Raw genomic sequence first — 16014 nt, forward strand, 5'->3', positions numbered from 1 at the left:
CCCGCACGGCACACTGGGTGCCCGTGACCGGTTCGTCTCCCACCGCCAGCACGGCGCCGGCCGGCGAGACGATCGTCGACTGGTACGCGACGGCCGCCCGCGACCTCCCGTGGCGCACCGAGGGCGTGGATCCCTGGGCCGTGCTGGTCAGCGAGGTGATGCTCCAGCAGACCCCGGTGGCGCGCGTGGAGCCGGTCTGGCGGGCCTGGATGCAGCGGTGGCCCACCCCGGCCGATCTGGCGGCCACGCCGCCGGCCGAGGTGATCCGGGCGTGGGGGAAGCTGGGCTACCCGCGCCGGGCGCTGCGGCTGCGCGAGGCGGCGATCGCCGTCACCGAGCGGCACGGCGGTGTCGTCCCGGCCGACGTCGCCGCGTTGGAGGCGCTCCCGGGCATCGGCACGTACACCGCCCGGGCGGTCGTCTGCTTCGGCTACGGCCGGCGCCAGCCGGTGGTCGACACCAACGTCCGGCGCGTGGTGGCCCGGCTGGTGCACGGCCGCGCGGAGGCGGGGAACGCCCGCGCCGCCGACCTCACCGACGTCGCGGCCCTGGCCCCCGAGGACGACGCCCGCGCCGTCCGGTTCTCCGTCGCCGTGATGGAGCTGGGGGCGCTCGTCTGCGTCGCCGGCAGCCCCCGGTGCGGCGCGTGCCCGGTGCGCGACCGGTGCGCCTGGCGGCTGGCCGGCTCGCCGGCGCACGAGGGGCCGCCCCGACGGGTGCAGAAGTTCGCCGGCACCGACCGCCAGGTGCGCGGGCGGCTGCTCGACGTCCTGCGCGCCGCGCACGAGCCCGTGGACGCCGCCGCGCTCGAGCCGGCCTGGGACGACCCGGTGCAGCGCAGCCGCTGCCTGGACTCGCTGCTCACCGACGGCCTGGTCGAGCAGACCGAGGACGGCCTCTTCCGCCTGCCCGCTTGATTCCGTCCTGTCGTGCCGAGTGGGCCCCGGAGGGGTCCGCGCAGGCACGACGATGTGGCTCAACGGCACGGGGTACGGCCATTGGCCGCGGTGTCGTCCGGAGGACGACAAACGAAGAGGCCGCCCCCACCTCGCGGTGGGGGCGGCCCCTGTCGTTCCTGCGGACTGCCTACTCGGCCGCGGCCGCCGGACCGTCCTCGTCACCCTCGGCGCCCGAGAGGGCCACCGGCGGGGTGTCGGGCAGGTCGATCGGCTTGGCCTCGCCGCGGAAGGTGAACTTCTGCGCCGGGCCCTCCGCGTCGTCGACGTCCACCACGATGATCTGCCCGCTGGACAGCTCGCCGTAGAGGATCTTCTCGCTCAGCGTGTCCTCGATCTCGCGCTGGATGGTCCGGCGCAGCGGCCGGGCACCCAGGACCGGGTCGAATCCGCGGGCCGCCAGCAGCCGCTTCGCCGCGGGCGTGATCTCCAGCGACATGTCCTTGTTCGCCAGCTGGGTCTCGAGCCGGGCGACCATCAGATCGACGATCTGGATGATCTCGTTCTCGGTGAGCTGGTGGAACACGACGATGTCGTCGATGCGGTTGAGGAACTCCGGCCGGAAGTGCTGCTTGAGCTCCTCGTTGACCTTGAGCTTCATCCGGTCGTAGTTGCTCTGGTCGTCGTTCCCTGCCTGGAAGCCGAGGCCGACGGCCTTGGAGATGTCCCGCGTACCGAGGTTGGTCGTCAGGATCAGGATCGTGTTCTTGAAGTCCACGATCCGGCCCTGACCATCGGTGAGCCGGCCGTCCTCGAGCACCTGCAGCAGCGTGTTGAACACATCTGCGTGCGCCTTCTCGATCTCGTCGAAGAGGACCACCGAGAACGGCTTGCGCCGCACCTTCTCGGTCAGCTGGCCACCCTCGTCGTAACCGACGTAACCGGGAGGGGCACCGACCAGCCGCGACACGGTGAACTTGTCGTGGAACTCACCCATGTCGATCTGGATGAGCGCGTCGTCCTCACCGAACAGGAACTGCGCGAGCGCCTTGGCCAGCTCGGTCTTTCCGACACCCGAGGGGCCGGCGAAGATGAACGAACCACCGGGACGGCGGGGGTCCTTGAGGCCCGCGCGCGTCCGCCGGATCGCCTGGCTGACGCTCTTGATGGCCTCTTCCTGGCCGATGATCCGCTTGTGGAGCTCGTCCTCCATGCGCAGGAGCCGAGTGGTCTCCTCCTCGGTGAGCTTGAAGACGGGGATACCGGTCCAGTTGGCCAGCACCTCGGCGATCTGCTCGTCGTCGACCTCGGCGACGACGTCCATGTCGCCGGCCTTCCACTGCTTCTCGCGCTCGGCCTTCTCGCCCAGCAGCTGCTTCTCGGTGTCGCGCAGCGACGCGGCCTTCTCGAAGTCCTGTGCGTCGATCGCCGACTCCTTCTCGCGGCGCACGGCCGCGATCCGGTCGTCGAACTCGCGCAGGTCCGGCGGGGCGGTCATCCGCTTGATCCGCATCCGGGCGCCGGCCTCGTCGATCAGGTCGATCGCCTTGTCCGGCAGGAAGCGGTCGGAGATGTACCGGTCGGCCAGCGTCGCCGCGGCCACGAGGGCGCTGTCGGTGATGCTGATCCGGTGGTGCGCCTCGTACCGGTCGCGCAGGCCCTTCAGGATCTCCACGGTGTGGGCCAGGGTCGGCTCGCTGACCTGGATGGGCTGGAAGCGGCGCTCGAGAGCGGCGTCCTTCTCCAGGTGCTTGCGGTACTCGTCCAGCGTGGTGGCACCGATGGTCTGCAGCTCGCCCCGGGCGAGCATCGGCTTGAGGATGCTGGCGGCGTCGATCGCGCCCTCCGCGGCACCGGCCCCGACGAGGGTGTGGATCTCGTCGATGAACAGGATGATGTCGCCGCGGGTGCGGATCTCCTTGAGGACCTTCTTGAGCCGCTCCTCGAAGTCACCGCGGTAGCGGGAACCGGCGACGAGCGCGCCCAGGTCGAGGGTGTAGAGCTGCTTGTCCTTCAGCGTCTCGGGCACCTCGCCCTTGACGATGGCCTGCGCCAGCCCCTCGACGGCGGCGGTCTTGCCGACGCCGGGCTCGCCGATGAGGACCGGGTTGTTCTTGGTGCGGCGGGACAGCACCTGCATGACCCGCTCGATCTCCTTGGCCCGCCCGATGACCGGGTCGAGCTTCTGGTCGCGCGCGGCCTGGGTCAGGTTGCGGCCGAACTGGTCGAGGACCAGCGAGGTCGACGGCGTGCCCTCGGCGGGGCCGCCGGCCGCGGCCGGCTCCTTGCCCTGGTAGCCGCTCAGCAGCTGGATGACCTGCTGGCGAACGCGGTTGAGGTCGGCGCCCAGCTTCACGAGCACCTGGGCGGCGACGCCCTCGCCCTCGCGGATCAGGCCGAGCAGGATGTGCTCGGTGCCGATGTAGTTGTGGCCGAGCTGGAGCGCCTCGCGCAGCGACAGCTCGAGGACCTTCTTCGCCCGCGGGGTGAAGGGGATGTGCCCGGACGGCGCCTGCTGGCCCTGCCCGATGATCTCCTCGACCTGCTGGCGGACGCCCTCGAGCGAGATGCCGAGGGACTCCAGGGCCTTGGCAGCGACGCCCTCACCCTCGTGGATCAAACCCAGGAGGATGTGCTCGGTGCCGATGTAGTTGTGGTTGAGCATCCGGGCCTCTTCCTGGGCCAGGACGACGACTCGGCGGGCTCGGTCGGTGAACCGTTCGAACATCTGCTGCTTCTCCTCTGACCGGCTGGTCCGGCACTGCCCTCCCCGTTCTGGGGTGGAGCACCCGACGTCCGTCGGCGCGCGGGGGCACCGGTCTTTCCACTGTAGTCGCGGACCACGTCGTCCCGTCGTCGTGCGACGGTGCGGTGGATGGCTGCCCGGTGCAACGGCCCCCGGGTAGGTGGTGTTCCGCCCCCGTTACGCCGTGAGCGGACGGCGGCGCGCCGCCCCGCAGAACGCCGACGGCCCGGCTCCCGCAGCGGGGAACCGGGCCGTCGAGGACTGCCGAGAGGCCTCGATCAGTGCGCGGCCTCGTAGGCCTCGACGACGCTGGCGGGGATGCGGCCGCGGTCGCTGACCGCGTGGCCGTTCTTGCGGGCCCAGTCGCGGATTGCGCCGGCCTGCTCGCGGTCCATGCGGCCGCCACCCCCGGTCGCCCGGGACCGGCCACCACCGGAGGCGGAGCGCGTCCCCCGGCCCACCTTGCGCGCCGCCGAGATGTACCGGGCGAAGGCGTCACGCATCTCCGAGGCGTTCTTCTCCGCCAGATCGATCTCGTACGAGGTGCCGTCGAGCGAGAAACTCACGGTCTCGTCGGCCGGGAGATTCTCGTCGAGGTCGTCACTCAGGATGACCTGGACCTTGCGCGCCATTCGTTCCTCGCTATTCGCTGCGACCCGGAGGTCGGACGGAAATAACACCCGACGGGTGCGAGGAGCATTAGAGCACAAGTAACTCCATTTACGTAATGGCCGAGTCGCTCGCGCTCTTTGTGATGACAGCCGGAAGAGGGTAGTTCAGGAACTGATTGGGCGGACCAACGGAAACAGGATCGTCTCGCGAATTCCGAGACCGGTCAGCGTCATCATCAGCCGGTCCATCCCCATACCCATACCGCCGGTCGGCGGCATTCCGTACTCGAGCGCTTCGAGGAAGTCCTCGTCCAGCGCCATCGCCTCGGGGTCACCGGCCGCGGCGAGCGCCGCCTGGGCGGTGAAGCGCTCCCGCTGCACCACCGGGTCGACCAGTTCGGAGTACGCGGTGGCCCGCTCGATCCCCCCGATGTAGAGATCCCACTTCTCGGCCACGCCGGGCGTGGACCGGTGCGCGCGCGTGAGCGGCGAGGTGTCCACCGGGTAGTCGATGACGAAGGTCGGCGCCTCCAGCGTGTGCTGGACCAGCGCCTCGAAGATCTCCTCCACCACCTTGCCGGGGATCCACGCGGGGTCGACGCCGACGTCGTGCTGCTCGGCGAGCTGCCGCAGCCGCTCGACCGGCGTCTCCGGGGACACCTCCTCCCCCACCGCCTCCGAGACCGCCGCGTACAGCGGGATCTGCGGCCAGTCCCCGGAGAGGTCCACCTCGGTGCCGTCGTGGTGACGGGCCACGTGGTCGCCGAAGAGCGCCGCGGAGCACTCCTGGATCAGCTCCCGGGTGACCGTCGCCATCACCTGGTAGTCGGCGTAGGCCTGGTATGCCTCGAGCATCGCGAACTCCGGCGAGTGCGAGCTGTCGGCGCCCTCGTTGCGGAAGTTCCGGTTGATCTCGAACACCCGGTCCAGGCCGCCGACGATGCACCGCTTCAGGAACAGCTCCGGTGCGATGCGCAGGTAGAGGTCGAGGTCGAAGGCGTTCATGTGGGTCCGGAACGGCCGGGCGGCCGCTCCCCCGTGCACGGTCTGCAGCATCGGCGTCTCGACCTCCAGGTACCCACGGGAGGCCAGCCCGGCGCGCAGGGTCGACATCACGGTCGCCCGCTGGCGCACCGTGCGCCGGGCCTCGTCGCGCACGATCAGGTCGACGTAGCGACGCCGGACGCGCAGCTCCTCGCTCATCGGCTTGTGCGCCACCGGCAGCGGGCGCAGCGCCTTGGCGGTGAGCTGCCAGGAGTCGGCGAACACCGAGAGCTCGCCGCGCCGCGACGTCCCGACCTCGCCCGCGACGAAGACGTGGTCACCGAGGTCGACGTCGGACTTCCAGGCGGCCAGCGACTCCTCGCCGACGCGGTCCCGGGAGAGCATCACCTGGAGTTCGGCGTCGCCCTCGCGGAGCGTGGCGAAGCAGAGCTTGCCGGTGTTGCGGAAGAAGATGACCCGGCCGGTGACACCGGCCCGCTCGCCGGTCATCGTGTCCGGCTCCAGGTCGGGGTGGGCGGCGCGGATGTCGGCGAGCGTCGTCGTCCGGGGCACGGTCACCGGATAGGGGTCGACGCCCGAGTCGCGCAGCCGGTCGAGCTTGGCCCGGCGGACCCGCATCTGCTCCGGCAGTTCCTCGCCGCCGTCGTCGCCGGCCGTCCCGTTCGGTCCTTCGTCGGTCACGGGAACCCAGCCTACGGGGCGGCCACCCGCCGCTCGGCGGCCTGCTGCCGCTGGAAGGCCAGCCGCAGCCCGTGCACGGTCAGGTCGGGTTCGCGCGCCTGGATCGACCGGCAGCTGTCCACCAGGAGCGGCGCCAGCCCGCCGGTGGCGACGACGACCGGCGCGGTGCCGAACTGGGTGACGATCTCCGCCGCGATCCGCGCGACCAGCCCGTCGACCAGGCCGGCGAAGCCGAGCACCAGCCCGGACTGCAGCGCGGCGACGGTGTTCTTGCCGATCGCCTGCGGCGGGCAGGTCAGCTCCACCGAGCGCAGCTGGGCGGCCCGGCTGGCGAGCGCGTCCCGGCTCACCTCGACGCCGGGGGCCAGCGCCCCGCCGAGGAACTGGCCGTCGGGGCCGACGGCGTCGACGTTGGTGGACGTGCCGAAGTCGACGACGACGACGGGGCGACGGCCGCCGTCGGGCGCCCGGCCGAACAGCTCCGCGGCCGCCAGCGCCGTGACGACGCGGTCGGCACCCACCTCGCGCGGGTTGTCCACGTGCAGCGGGACGCCGGTGCGCACGCCGGGCCCGATCAGGACCACCGGCACCTCGAGGGAGTCCAGCAGCTGCCGCAGCGCCGGCAGCAGCGCGGGCACCGTGGAGCAGGCGGCCACCCCGGTGACCTCGGTGTCGCGCAGCAGGCCGCGCCACAGCATGCGCAGCTCGTCGGCGGTGGCCCGCGGCGCGGTGGTCACCCGCCAGGAGCCGACCCGCCGGTCCCCGTCGAAGGTGGCGAGGACGGTCTGGCTGTTGCCGACGTCGACGGTCAGCAGCACGGGAACGACCGGAGGGTCACCGGACCGGCACGCCGAGGTCGCTGCGGCGCTGGTCCGTCGCGCCGGGCGCCGGGGCCGACGGGTCCCCGCCGAGCTCGACGACGCGGTTGACGGCGTCGACGTGGACCACCTTGGGGATGTAGCTCTTCGCCTCGGTCTCGTCCATGACGCCGTAGCTGATCAGGATGACCATGTCGCCGGGGTGCACGAGGTGGGCGGCGGCGCCGTTGATGCCGATGACGCCGGTCCCCCGCTCGCCGGGGATGACGTAGGTCTCCAGCCGGGCGCCGTTGGTGATGTCGACGATCGCGACCTGCTCGCCGGGCAGCAGGTCGGCGGCGTCGAGCAGGTCCTCGTCGATGGTCACCGAGCCCACGTAGTGCAGGTCGGCCTGGGTGACCGTGGCGCGGTGGATCTTGGACTTGAGCATGGTGCGCATCATCGGGTCTCTCCCAGTGTCACGGCGGTGTTGTCGAGGAGTCGGGTGCTGCCGGCGCGGACGGCGACCAGCAGGCGGGCGGGGCCGGTGGCGAGCGCCGGCCCCAGGTCGGTATCGGTGAGTTCGAGGTAGTCCTGAACCAGCTGCGGCGCCTCGTCGAGCACGGCCCGGGCGGCGGCGAGCACGGCCTCCGGACCCTGCGGGCCGGCGGCGGCGCCCGCCCGCAGCGCCCGGTTCACCACCGCCGCCGTGCGGCGCTGCTCCGGGTCGAGGTACCGGTTCCGGCTGGACAGCGCCATGCCGTCGTGCTCGCGGACGGTCGGCACGCCCACCACCTCCACGGGCAGCACGAGCTCCCGGGCCATCGCCCGGATCAGGGTCAGCTGCTGGTAGTCCTTCTCGCCGAACAGCGCCAGGTCGGGGCGGACCAGGCCGAACAGCTTGGCGACGACGGTGAGCACACCGGCGAAGTGGCCGGGGCGCACCGCCCCCTCCAGCACGTTCCCGAGCGGGCCGGGCTCGACGGTCACCCCCACCGCGCCGGGCGGGTAGACCTCCGCCACCGGCGGGTGGAAGACCACGTCGGCGCCCTCCTCGGCCAGCGCGGCGAGGTCGGCGTCCCAGGTGCGGGGATAGCGGTCGAAGTCCTCACCCGGGCCGAACTGGGTGGGGTTGACGAAGACGGAGACGACGACGCTGCCGGCACGCGCCCGGGCAGCGCGGACCAGGGTGCGGTGCCCCTCGTGCAGCGCGCCCATGGTCGGCACCAGGGCGACCGGCCCGGGCAGTCCGGCCACCAGGCGGCGCAGTTCGGCGACGGACTCGGCGACGGCCGGCCGGGGGATGGTGGGGCGGGCCGACGCCGAGGTGCGGGTGGCGGTCACCGGAGGGGGGTCTCCGAGCGGGCCGCCAGCAGGTCGAGCAGCGGAGCGCCCTCGTGGGCCCGCAGCCGGCCGGCGGCCAGCGCGCGCTCGGCCGTGCGCCGGGCCATGGCCACGTAGGCAGGCACGGCGTCCGGCGCCCGGTCGGCGAGGGTGTCCAGGTGGCGGGCGACCGTGCCGGCGTCACCCCGGCTGACCGGCCCGGTGAGCCCGCGGTCGCCGCGGCGCAGGCCGTTGTCGAGGGCCGCGCCGAGCAGCGGGGCCAGCACGCGGGCCGGCTCGGTGACGCCGGCGGTGCGCAGCAGGTCGGCGGCCTCGGCCACCAGGGTGACCAGGTGGTTGGCGCCGGTGACCAGCGCCGCGTGGTAGAGCGCGCGGTCGCCCTCGGCGACGAAGAACGGCTCGCCCCCCATCTCGAGGACCAGCGTCTCGGCCACGGGGCGGTGCTCCGGGCGGCTGGTGACGCCGAAGGGGGCGCCGCCGAGCCGGGCGGCGTCCTCGGGGGCGCCGGTGAAGGTCATCGCCGGGTGCAGCGCGAGCGACAGCACCCCGGCCTGCTCCGCGGGGGCGAGGACGGCCAGCCCGTGCGCGCCGGAGGTGTGGAAGGTGAGCTGACCGGCACGCCAGGCGCCGGTCTCGGCGAGACCGGCGACCAGACCGGGGAGGATGTCGTCCGGTACGGCGAGCACCACCAGGTCGGCGGCGGCCACCACCGCATCGGCCGGGAGCAGCGGGACGCCGGGGAGCAGCCGGGCCGCGCGCTCGGCGGAGGCGGCCGAGAGGCCGGAGGCGGCGACGACGTCGTGGCCGGCGGCGGTGAGCGCGGCGCCGAGGACGGCGCCGACGCGGCCGGCGCCGATGACGCCCACGCGGAGGCGGGCGGGTGCGTCGGAGGGACGGGCGGGCGCGGCGGCCGGGCCCGGGGCGGGGCGGGCGGTCCTGCGAGCAGCAGGCATCGGTGCACCTCTCGTTCCAGTCCCTGTCGGGTACCGGACGTCGGGCGCGATCTCCGCGGTCGGGGATCGCGGTCGTTCTGGTGGTGCGGGTCGTGCGCCGGCCGGCGTCTGCTGCAACCGTTCGTGTCACGCGGGCGACCTGCCGGGAGCGAGTCTGGAACCAGTGTGCGCCTCAGGCAACGCCTGGTTGCTGTGTCGTGGCTCACCCCCGGCCGCGGCCCCCGGCGGAAGGCGGCTGCACGGCGCGCCCTACCGTGACGGCCGGCACATCGGCGAGGGAGGCAGCGTGCACACGTTCGAGGGACGCACCGCACTGGTCACCGGCGGCAGCCGGGGCATCGGCCTGGGCATCGCCCGGAGCCTGGTCGACCGCGGGGCCCGGGTGGTGCTCACCGCCCGCAAGCCCGACGCGCTCGCCGAGGCGGTCGAGGCGCTGGGCGGCCCGGAGGTGGCCGTGGCGGTGGCCGGCAACGCCGGCGACCCGGAGCACCGGGCGACCGCGGTGCGCACGGCGGTCGAGACGTTCGGCAGCCTGGACGTGCTGGTCGGCAACGTCGGGATCAACCCCGCGTACGGGCCGCTCATGGACCTCGACCTCGACGCCTGCCGGAAGATCCTGGACACCAACGTGGTCGCCTCGCTGGGGCTGGTCCAGGAGGCCTGGCGGGCGTGGATGTCCGAGCACGGTGGCTCGGTGCTGTTCGTGGCGTCGGTCGCGGGGCTCCGCGCGTCGCAGGAGATCGGCGCCTACGGCGTCAGCAAGGCGGCGCTGATCAACCTGACCACGCAACTGGCCGTGGAGCTCGCCCCCAAGGTGCGGGTCAACGCGGTGGCGCCGGCGGTGGTGAAGACCCGGTTCGCCGGAGCCCTGTTCGAGGGCCGCGAGGCGGAGGCCTCGCAGGCCTACCCCATGGCCCGGCTGGGGACGCCGGAGGACATCGGCGAGGCCGCGGCCTACCTCCTGGGCGACGGCGCCGGCTGGGTCACCGGGCAGACCCTCGTGCTGGACGGCGGCGGGCTCTCGCGCGGCCCGCGCTGACCGGGCTCAGCGCCCGAGCACCCGGGCCAGGACGTCGTCGGAGTCGTCGTCGTCCTCCCGGTAGCGCCGCCGGCGGCGGCCGCCCGACGAGGGGCTGACGCCGTTCTCCGCGAGGATCTGGGCGAGCCGGTCGGCGCTGTCCGGATCGGCTGCCGCGTCGGTCTCCGGCTGCGGCGCCGCCCACTGCGGCGTCACCGCCGGGTGCTGGGTCGTCGGTGCCACCGCGCCGGGCAGCGGGGACCCGGGCTCGTCGGTGCGCCGGCGGCGCGGCGCGTCGCCGGCCGGGGCGTCGACCAGCGACCGGGCGGCCAGCCACTCGAGCGGGGACGGCGGCGGGTCGGCCGGCGGCGACCCGTCGGCCGAGTGCCGCGACCGGCGGGAGTCGAGGTGCGGGCCGTCGTCGTGCGCCGCGGCCCGTTCGTGCCGTCCGAACGCCGGCGCCGGCTCCGGTGCCGGGGGTGCCGGTACCGGCGGTGCCGGACGGCTGGCGGCGACCGGGGGCACCGGCGGGCGCGGCGGGTCGGCCGCCGGCACCGGCGGGCGCGGCGCGACCTGCGGCGGGGCGGGGACCGGGAACGACGTGGTGGCGGCCGGCGCGGGAACCGCCGACCAGGTGCTGGTGCGCACCTGCTCGAACTGCTGGGTGGGGCGCGGCGACTCGTCCAGGCGGATCGCCGGCCAGCCACCGGTCAGCTCGCGGGGCGGCGTCTCGTCGCTCCAGGTCGCCCCGCCGTCGAGGGTGCGGGCCGGCCCGTCGAGGCGGCCGGCCTCGGCCGGCAGCCGGCTGGCCTGGGTGCGCATGACGATCCGCTCGACCAGCATCTCGCTGGAGAGCTGCTCGGCCAGCTCCGCGCGCAGCCGGCCCATGTCCTCCCGCAGCGCGGCCAGCTCGCCCAGCTCACCCCGCAGGCCGGTCAGGGCGGCGACGTCGTCGCGGAGCGCGGCCACCCGGGCCACCTCCTCGCGCAACCCGCCGAGCGCGGCGAGTTCCCCGCGCATGCCCGACACCCGCGCCACCTCGTCGCGCAGGCCGGCCAGCGCCGCGATGTCCCCACGCAGCGCATCGAGCTCGTTCCGCAGCGTGCCCTCGGTCTCGCGCCGCAGCTCGTTCTCGAGCGCCAGTTCGTACTCGCGCCGGGCGGCGGCCTCGCGCTCGAGCTCGAGCTCGTAGGCCCGGCGCAGGTCCGCCTCCCGGGCCGCGGCGCGTGCCCGGTCGACTCCGCGCCGGCCCGCGGCGAACGACGCCAGCACGAAGGCCCAGGCCACGGCCACGACGGCGACCCGCAGCAGCCGGGCGTCGTCGGTGAGGAAGACCGCCAGCGTCGCCCCGATCGCCAGCACGAACCCGCCGGCCTGGAGCAGCGTCCGGGACGCGGGAAGTGCGGGGCCGCGGGCGACGTCGTCCTCGCGGGGGGGCATGCACTCAGCGTAGCGACGTGCTGCGCTCACGGGCAGGAGCCGCTCCCGTGCCGCCCGTGGTCCGAGATGCCACAGTGCTCCGGTGAGCCTCTCGCTGCTGGACTGGCGCCGCCGGGTCGCCGCGCTGCACGCCGCCGTCCGGGCCACCGATCCGGAGGACGGCTGGCGGCGGTGGCGCGACGGCCGGGACGAGCTGTTCGCCGGCCATCCCCAGTCACCGCTCGACGCGGCCGCCCGCGCGGCCTTCACCGGCCTGCCGGTGGCGCCCTACGACCCCGCGCTGCGGTTCGAGCCGGTGCTCGAGCCGGCCGCGGCGCTGCGGCTGGAGGTGCCCACGGCCGCCGACGGCGTGGTCCCGCTGGACCGGATCGGCGCGGTGACGCTGCCCGGCGTCGGCCGGCTCGACGTCTGGTGGGTGTCGCTCTACGGCGGCGGGGTGTTCCTGCCGCTGCGCGACGGCACCGCGGGCGGGGCGACCTACGGGGGCGGGCGTTACCTGCTCGACACCGTCAAGGGCGCCGACCTGGGCGGCGACGGGGACCGGCTGGTCGTCGACCTCAACTTCGCGTACCACCCGTCCTGCGCCTACGACCTGCGCTGGTCCTGCCCGCTGGCCCCGGAGGGCAACCGGGTGGATCCGCCCGTCGCCGCCGGGGAGCTGCTGCCCCCCGGCGGCTGGTACTGACGCCCCCTACTGCTGGGCGAGGGCGCCGTCGGAGCTGAAGACCAGGCCGATGGAGACCTCACCCTGCTGGATGGCGGCCTTGGTCAGCGGGCCACCGGCGTCGTACTCCTCGAAGCTGGCGAACTCCAGGCCGTAGGTCTCCTCCAGCCCGGGCTGGCACGCCGGCCGCGTCGGGCACTCGCCCGGCCCGCCGAGGACGAGCGATCCGTCCCCGCAGGCGTCGGCCAGCTCGGAGAGCGTGCTGACGCCGACCTGGTCGGCGAACTCCTGGGTGACGGCGAAGGCGTTCTGGTCGGCCGCCTCGGCCGGCTCGCCGAACACCAGCCCGTAGTCCTCGGCCAGCGGCCTCAGCACCTCGACGGTGGCCTCGACGTCACCGGAGGCGATCTCGGTGGTGTCGTCGGCCTCGATGAATTCCGTGACGGTGGCGAGGTACTCCGGGAACGCCTGGATCTCGCCGCGCTGCAGGGCCGGCAGGTACAGCTCGCGGTTGCCCACCGTCTGCACGCTCGCGTCGAAGCCGGCCGCGGTGAGGACGTCGGCGTACACGGTGGCCAGGACCTGTGACTCGGTGAAGTCGGCGGCGCCGACGACGATCGGGCCGCTGCCACCGCTGACGCCGGAGTCGAGGCCTTGCTCGGCGACGTAGGCGGCCGCCACCTCGTCCACGGGCCGCCGCTGCACGTCGACGGCGGCGTTCATCTCGATCAGGTCCTCGGTGGTCAGCACCTCGGAGACGCTGTTCAGCGTCTCGAGCAGCGCGGGGTTGGCCTCGGCCGCGGCCGCGTTGACCGCCGGGATGATGTTGTCGGCGTTCTGCAGCTCCTGGTCGTCCTCGAGCACGACCAGCTGGTCGCCGGGAACGGGGGCGCAGGCCTCGCCCGACGCCTGGGCGCCGCCACCGTCGGCGCCGCCGCCGGTGCCGGAGGAGCCGGACTCGCCGCAGGCCGCCGTGAGAGCCGCGGTCATGGCCAGGGGAACGATGTACCGGGTGCGTGCGCGCATGTGCCCGCCTTCTGTGTCCCGTGACCGCCTTGTTGCAGCCACGCGTGTCTGGCGGGAGGACTCCCGCAGCCTCATCGAACCGCTCCGTTGCACACAACGCAATCGAGAGGGACGCCCACCCGATTCCGTTACCGAGGCGTGATCAGAGGGGGACGCCCGACGAGGTGGGCTCCGGGACCGGGGCGGCCCGCCGGGCGCGGAGGAAGGGCAGCCGCTTCTCCCCCGGGGTGAGCGCCCACGACACGGCCACCAGGAGCAGCTCGGTGAGCACGGCGAGGGCGGCGACCAGGATCGCGCCGGCGACGACGGCGCCGTAGTCCTGCTGGCGGAACCCCAGCGTGATGATGCTGCCGAGCCCGCCGCCGGCCACCAGGGCGGCGAGCGTGGCCGTGGCCACCACCTGGACGGCGGCGGTGCGGACGCCGGTCATCAGCAGCGGAGCCGCCAGCGGCAGCTCCACCCGCATCGCCACCTGCCGCCCCGAGAGGCCCATCCCCCGCGCGGCCTCGACGACGTCCCGGTCCACCCCGCGGAAGCCGACGTAGGTGTTGGTGAGGATCGGGGGGACGGCGAAGACGCCCAGCGCGATGGTCGTCGCCGTCGGCCCGAACCCGATCGGGGTGACCGCGAAGATGGTGAGCAGCGCCAGCGTCGGCACGGCGCGGGAGACGTTGGACAGCGCCACGGTGAACGCGCCCCCGCGGCCGGTGTGCCCCAGCAGGACGCCGACCGGCAGGGCCACGAGCATCGCCGCCAGCACGGCGAGGACGGAGATCCGGAGGTGCTCGGCGAGCAGGTCGAGGATGCCCCCGGACCGGCTCCAGTTGAACGGGTCGTTGAGGTACACGAGGGCGTCGGAGAGCCGGTTCACGCCCGCGTCCCCCGCGCCCAGGGAGTGAGCAGCCGCTCCGCGCCGGCCAGCAGCAGGTCGGCGAGCAGGGCGAGCAGGACGCACCCCACGGCACCGGTCACGATTTGCGCGCGGTAGAAGTTCGCGGCGAACCCTCCGGTGATCAGCTGGCCGAGCCCGCCGTGGCCGACGATGACGCCGACGGTGACCAGGGCGACCGTCGACACGGTCGCGACCCGGATGCCGGCCATGAACGCCGGCAGCGCGAGCGGCAGCTCCACCTGCCAGAAGAGCCGGGCCGGCCCGTAGCCCATGCCCCGCGCCGCCTCGCGCACGTCGGCGGGCACCGCCTGCAACCCGGCGAGGAAGTTCCGCACCAGGATCACCAGCGAGTACAGGACCAGGCCGATGAGCACGGTGGTCGCGGTGATGCCGGTGATCGGCGCGACGAAGGCGAACATCGCCAGCGACGGGATCGTGTAGATCAGCGTGGACAGACCGAGGACCGGTCCGGCGAGCCACCGGCTGCGGCGGGCCAGCAGGGCCAGCGGCAGCGCGATCAGCGCCCCGAGGACCACGGCGGCGACCGTGAGCCTGACGTGCTCGCCCAGGTAGCCCACAATGGTGTCCCAGTTGGACGTGACGTAGGACGGGTCGAACCAGGGATTCGGCGCCGCATCGACCGCGAGCGCCTCGGCGCCCGCCGCGCTCAGCATCGTGCGCATCCCAGGAGGCTCACCCCGTGGACGCTACTTCGTCACCGACCAGCCCGTCGTCCGCTGCGCCGTCCCCCGCGGAGGGCGGCGCGGAGGAGATCCGGCTCGAGGGGGTGAGCAAGGTCTACGCCGACGGGACCGTCGGGGTGGCGGAGCTCGACCTGACCGTCGCCGCCGGCGAGCTGACCGTCCTGGTGGGCCCCTCCGGCTGCGGCAAGACGACCACGATGAAGATGATCAACCGGATCATCGAGCCGTCGACGGGGCGCATCCTGCTCGGCGGGGAGGACGTCACGCGGGCCGATCCGGTGCAGCTGCGCCGGCGGATCGGCTACGTCATCCAGAACGTCGGCCTCTTCCCGCACCAGACCGTGCGGGTCAACGTGGGCACCGTGCCCCGGCTGCTGGGCTGGGACAAGCGACGCACCCGCGCCCGCGTCGACGAGCTGCTCGACGTCGTGGGGCTCGACCCCGCCGTCCACGGCGACCGCTATCCCCACCAGCTCTCCGGCGGCCAGCGGCAGCGCGCCGGCGTGGCCCGCGCCCTGGCCGCCGATCCAGGCGTCCTGCTGATGGACGAGCCGTTCTCGGCGGTGGACCCGATCGTGCGCGAGCGGCTGCAGTCGGAGTTCCTGCGGCTGCAGCAGACCGTCCGCAAGACGATCGTCTTCGTCACCCACGACATCGAGGAGGCGGTGCGGATCGGTGACCGCATCGCCGTCATGAGCGAGGGCGGCCGGATCGAGCAGTTCGCGACCCCCGCCGAGATCCTGGGCCGGCCGGCGAACGACTTCGTCGCCGACTTCGTCGGTGCCGACCGCGGTCTCAAGCGGCTCGCGGTGACCGGGATCGACGCCGCCGACCTCGAGCAGCCACCGGTGGTGCACGTCGCCGACGGGCTGGCCGACGCCCGGTCGGCGCTGCGCGACTCGGGGGCCCGCTGGGCCGTCGTCCTCGACGACGCCGGCGACCTGCACGGCTGGCTGCCCCTGGAGCGGGCGGACGGGGCGGGGACGGTCGGCTCGGCGGCCCGTCGGATGGCGGCCTGGGTGCCGCGGGAGGCCTCGCTGAAGACGGCGTTCGCCACGATGCTGCAGGAGGAGTCCGGCTGGGTCGCCGTGCTCGACGGCGACCGCTTCCTGGGCGTGCTCACCCCCGAGTCGCTGCACACGGCGCTCCGCCGCTCGGTCGAGGGCACCGTCCCGGAGACCGCCGGCGCGACTTTTGCCTGATCGTGCCGAGTGGGGCCCGGAGGGTTCCGCGTAGG

The 16014-nt window shown here is 73.9% G+C and carries 15 protein-coding genes; 4 read left to right on the forward strand and 11 right to left on the reverse strand.

Annotation, left to right across the window (positions count from 1 at the left end; all coding sequences use genetic code 11):
- The first annotated feature begins 23 nt into the window (after nucleotides 1–23).
- Entirely contained in the window at nucleotides 24–917 is an 894-nt protein-coding gene (locus ACI790_RS04455) for an A/G-specific adenine glycosylase (protein ID WP_456568584.1), read from the forward strand.
- Nucleotides 918–1086: 169 nt separating this feature from the next.
- Here the strand turns inward: ACI790_RS04455 and ACI790_RS04460 are convergent, their stop codons facing one another.
- From ACI790_RS04460 to ACI790_RS04490, 7 genes are all read right to left on the reverse strand, one after another.
- Nucleotides 1087–3624 carry an ATP-dependent Clp protease ATP-binding subunit gene (locus tag ACI790_RS04460; RefSeq protein WP_456568585.1) on the reverse strand — a complete coding sequence of 846 codons (2538 nt, stop codon included), beginning with the start codon at nucleotides 3622–3624 and terminating at the stop codon, nucleotides 1087–1089.
- Between the two features lie 296 nt (nucleotides 3625–3920).
- Nucleotides 3921–4274, reverse strand: coding sequence for a histone-like nucleoid-structuring protein Lsr2 (locus ACI790_RS04465; RefSeq protein ID WP_456568586.1), 354 nt, complete (start codon nucleotides 4272–4274; stop codon nucleotides 3921–3923).
- A gap of 144 nt (nucleotides 4275–4418) precedes the next feature.
- Nucleotides 4419–5939: a lysine--tRNA ligase gene (gene lysS / locus ACI790_RS04470; RefSeq protein WP_456568587.1), complete on the reverse strand. Its 1521-nt coding sequence runs from the start codon at nucleotides 5937–5939 to the stop codon at nucleotides 4419–4421.
- Between the two features lie 11 nt (nucleotides 5940–5950).
- The gene (locus tag ACI790_RS04475; protein WP_456568588.1) at nucleotides 5951–6757 is read right to left on the reverse strand and encodes a type III pantothenate kinase; all 807 of its coding nucleotides are present in this window, start codon (nucleotides 6755–6757) and stop codon (nucleotides 5951–5953) included.
- A 16-nt stretch (nucleotides 6758–6773) separates the two neighbouring features.
- Entirely contained in the window at nucleotides 6774–7187 is a 414-nt protein-coding gene (gene panD, locus ACI790_RS04480) for an aspartate 1-decarboxylase (RefSeq protein ID WP_456568589.1), read from the reverse strand.
- A gap of 8 nt (nucleotides 7188–7195) precedes the next feature.
- Nucleotides 7196–8080 carry a pantoate--beta-alanine ligase gene (gene panC, locus ACI790_RS04485; RefSeq protein WP_456568590.1) on the reverse strand — a complete coding sequence of 295 codons (885 nt, stop codon included), beginning with the start codon at nucleotides 8078–8080 and terminating at the stop codon, nucleotides 7196–7198.
- Nucleotides 8077–9033, reverse strand: coding sequence for a Rossmann-like and DUF2520 domain-containing protein (locus ACI790_RS04490; protein WP_456568591.1), 957 nt, complete (start codon nucleotides 9031–9033; stop codon nucleotides 8077–8079). Before ACI790_RS04490 ends, panC begins: the two co-directional genes overlap by 4 nt.
- A 286-nt stretch (nucleotides 9034–9319) precedes the next feature.
- Between ACI790_RS04490 and ACI790_RS04495 the strand changes: the two genes are divergently transcribed.
- The gene (locus tag ACI790_RS04495) at nucleotides 9320–10072 is read left to right on the forward strand and encodes an SDR family oxidoreductase (protein ID WP_456568592.1); all 753 of its coding nucleotides are present in this window, start codon (nucleotides 9320–9322) and stop codon (nucleotides 10070–10072) included.
- A 6-nt stretch (nucleotides 10073–10078) separates the two neighbouring features.
- Here ACI790_RS04495 and ACI790_RS04500 read toward each other — a convergent pair whose 3' ends face one another.
- Complete coding sequence (locus tag ACI790_RS04500; protein ID WP_456568593.1) at nucleotides 10079–11491, reverse strand: DUF6779 domain-containing protein; 1413 nt, start codon at nucleotides 11489–11491, stop codon at nucleotides 10079–10081.
- Nucleotides 11492–11573: 82 nt separating this feature from the next.
- On the opposite strand from ACI790_RS04500, the gene ACI790_RS04505 reads away from it, so the two are divergent.
- A complete protein-coding gene (locus ACI790_RS04505) occupies nucleotides 11574–12176 on the forward strand; it encodes a DUF1684 domain-containing protein (RefSeq protein ID WP_456568594.1) in 603 nt (200 codons plus the stop codon).
- A gap of 6 nt (nucleotides 12177–12182) precedes the next feature.
- On the opposite strand, the gene ACI790_RS04510 is transcribed toward ACI790_RS04505, so the two are convergent.
- From ACI790_RS04510 to ACI790_RS04520, 3 genes are all read right to left on the reverse strand, one after another.
- Nucleotides 12183–13181: a glycine betaine ABC transporter substrate-binding protein gene (locus ACI790_RS04510; RefSeq protein ID WP_456568595.1), complete on the reverse strand. Its 999-nt coding sequence runs from the start codon at nucleotides 13179–13181 to the stop codon at nucleotides 12183–12185.
- A 142-nt stretch (nucleotides 13182–13323) separates the two neighbouring features.
- Nucleotides 13324–14052, reverse strand: a complete 729-nt coding sequence (locus ACI790_RS04515) for an ABC transporter permease (RefSeq protein ID WP_456568596.1) — start codon at nucleotides 14050–14052, stop codon at nucleotides 13324–13326.
- Complete coding sequence (locus ACI790_RS04520) at nucleotides 14049–14756, reverse strand: ABC transporter permease (RefSeq protein WP_456568597.1); 708 nt, start codon at nucleotides 14754–14756, stop codon at nucleotides 14049–14051. The genes ACI790_RS04515 and ACI790_RS04520 overlap by 4 nt, the downstream gene beginning before the upstream one ends.
- A 17-nt stretch (nucleotides 14757–14773) precedes the next feature.
- Here ACI790_RS04520 and ACI790_RS04525 point away from each other — a divergent pair, with 17 nt between their 5' ends.
- The gene (locus ACI790_RS04525; RefSeq protein WP_456568598.1) at nucleotides 14774–15979 is read left to right on the forward strand and encodes an ABC transporter ATP-binding protein; all 1206 of its coding nucleotides are present in this window, start codon (nucleotides 14774–14776) and stop codon (nucleotides 15977–15979) included.
- Nucleotides 15980–16014 lie beyond the last annotated feature (35 nt).

It is taken from the genome of Blastococcus sp. SYSU DS0539, from assembly GCF_054050855.1.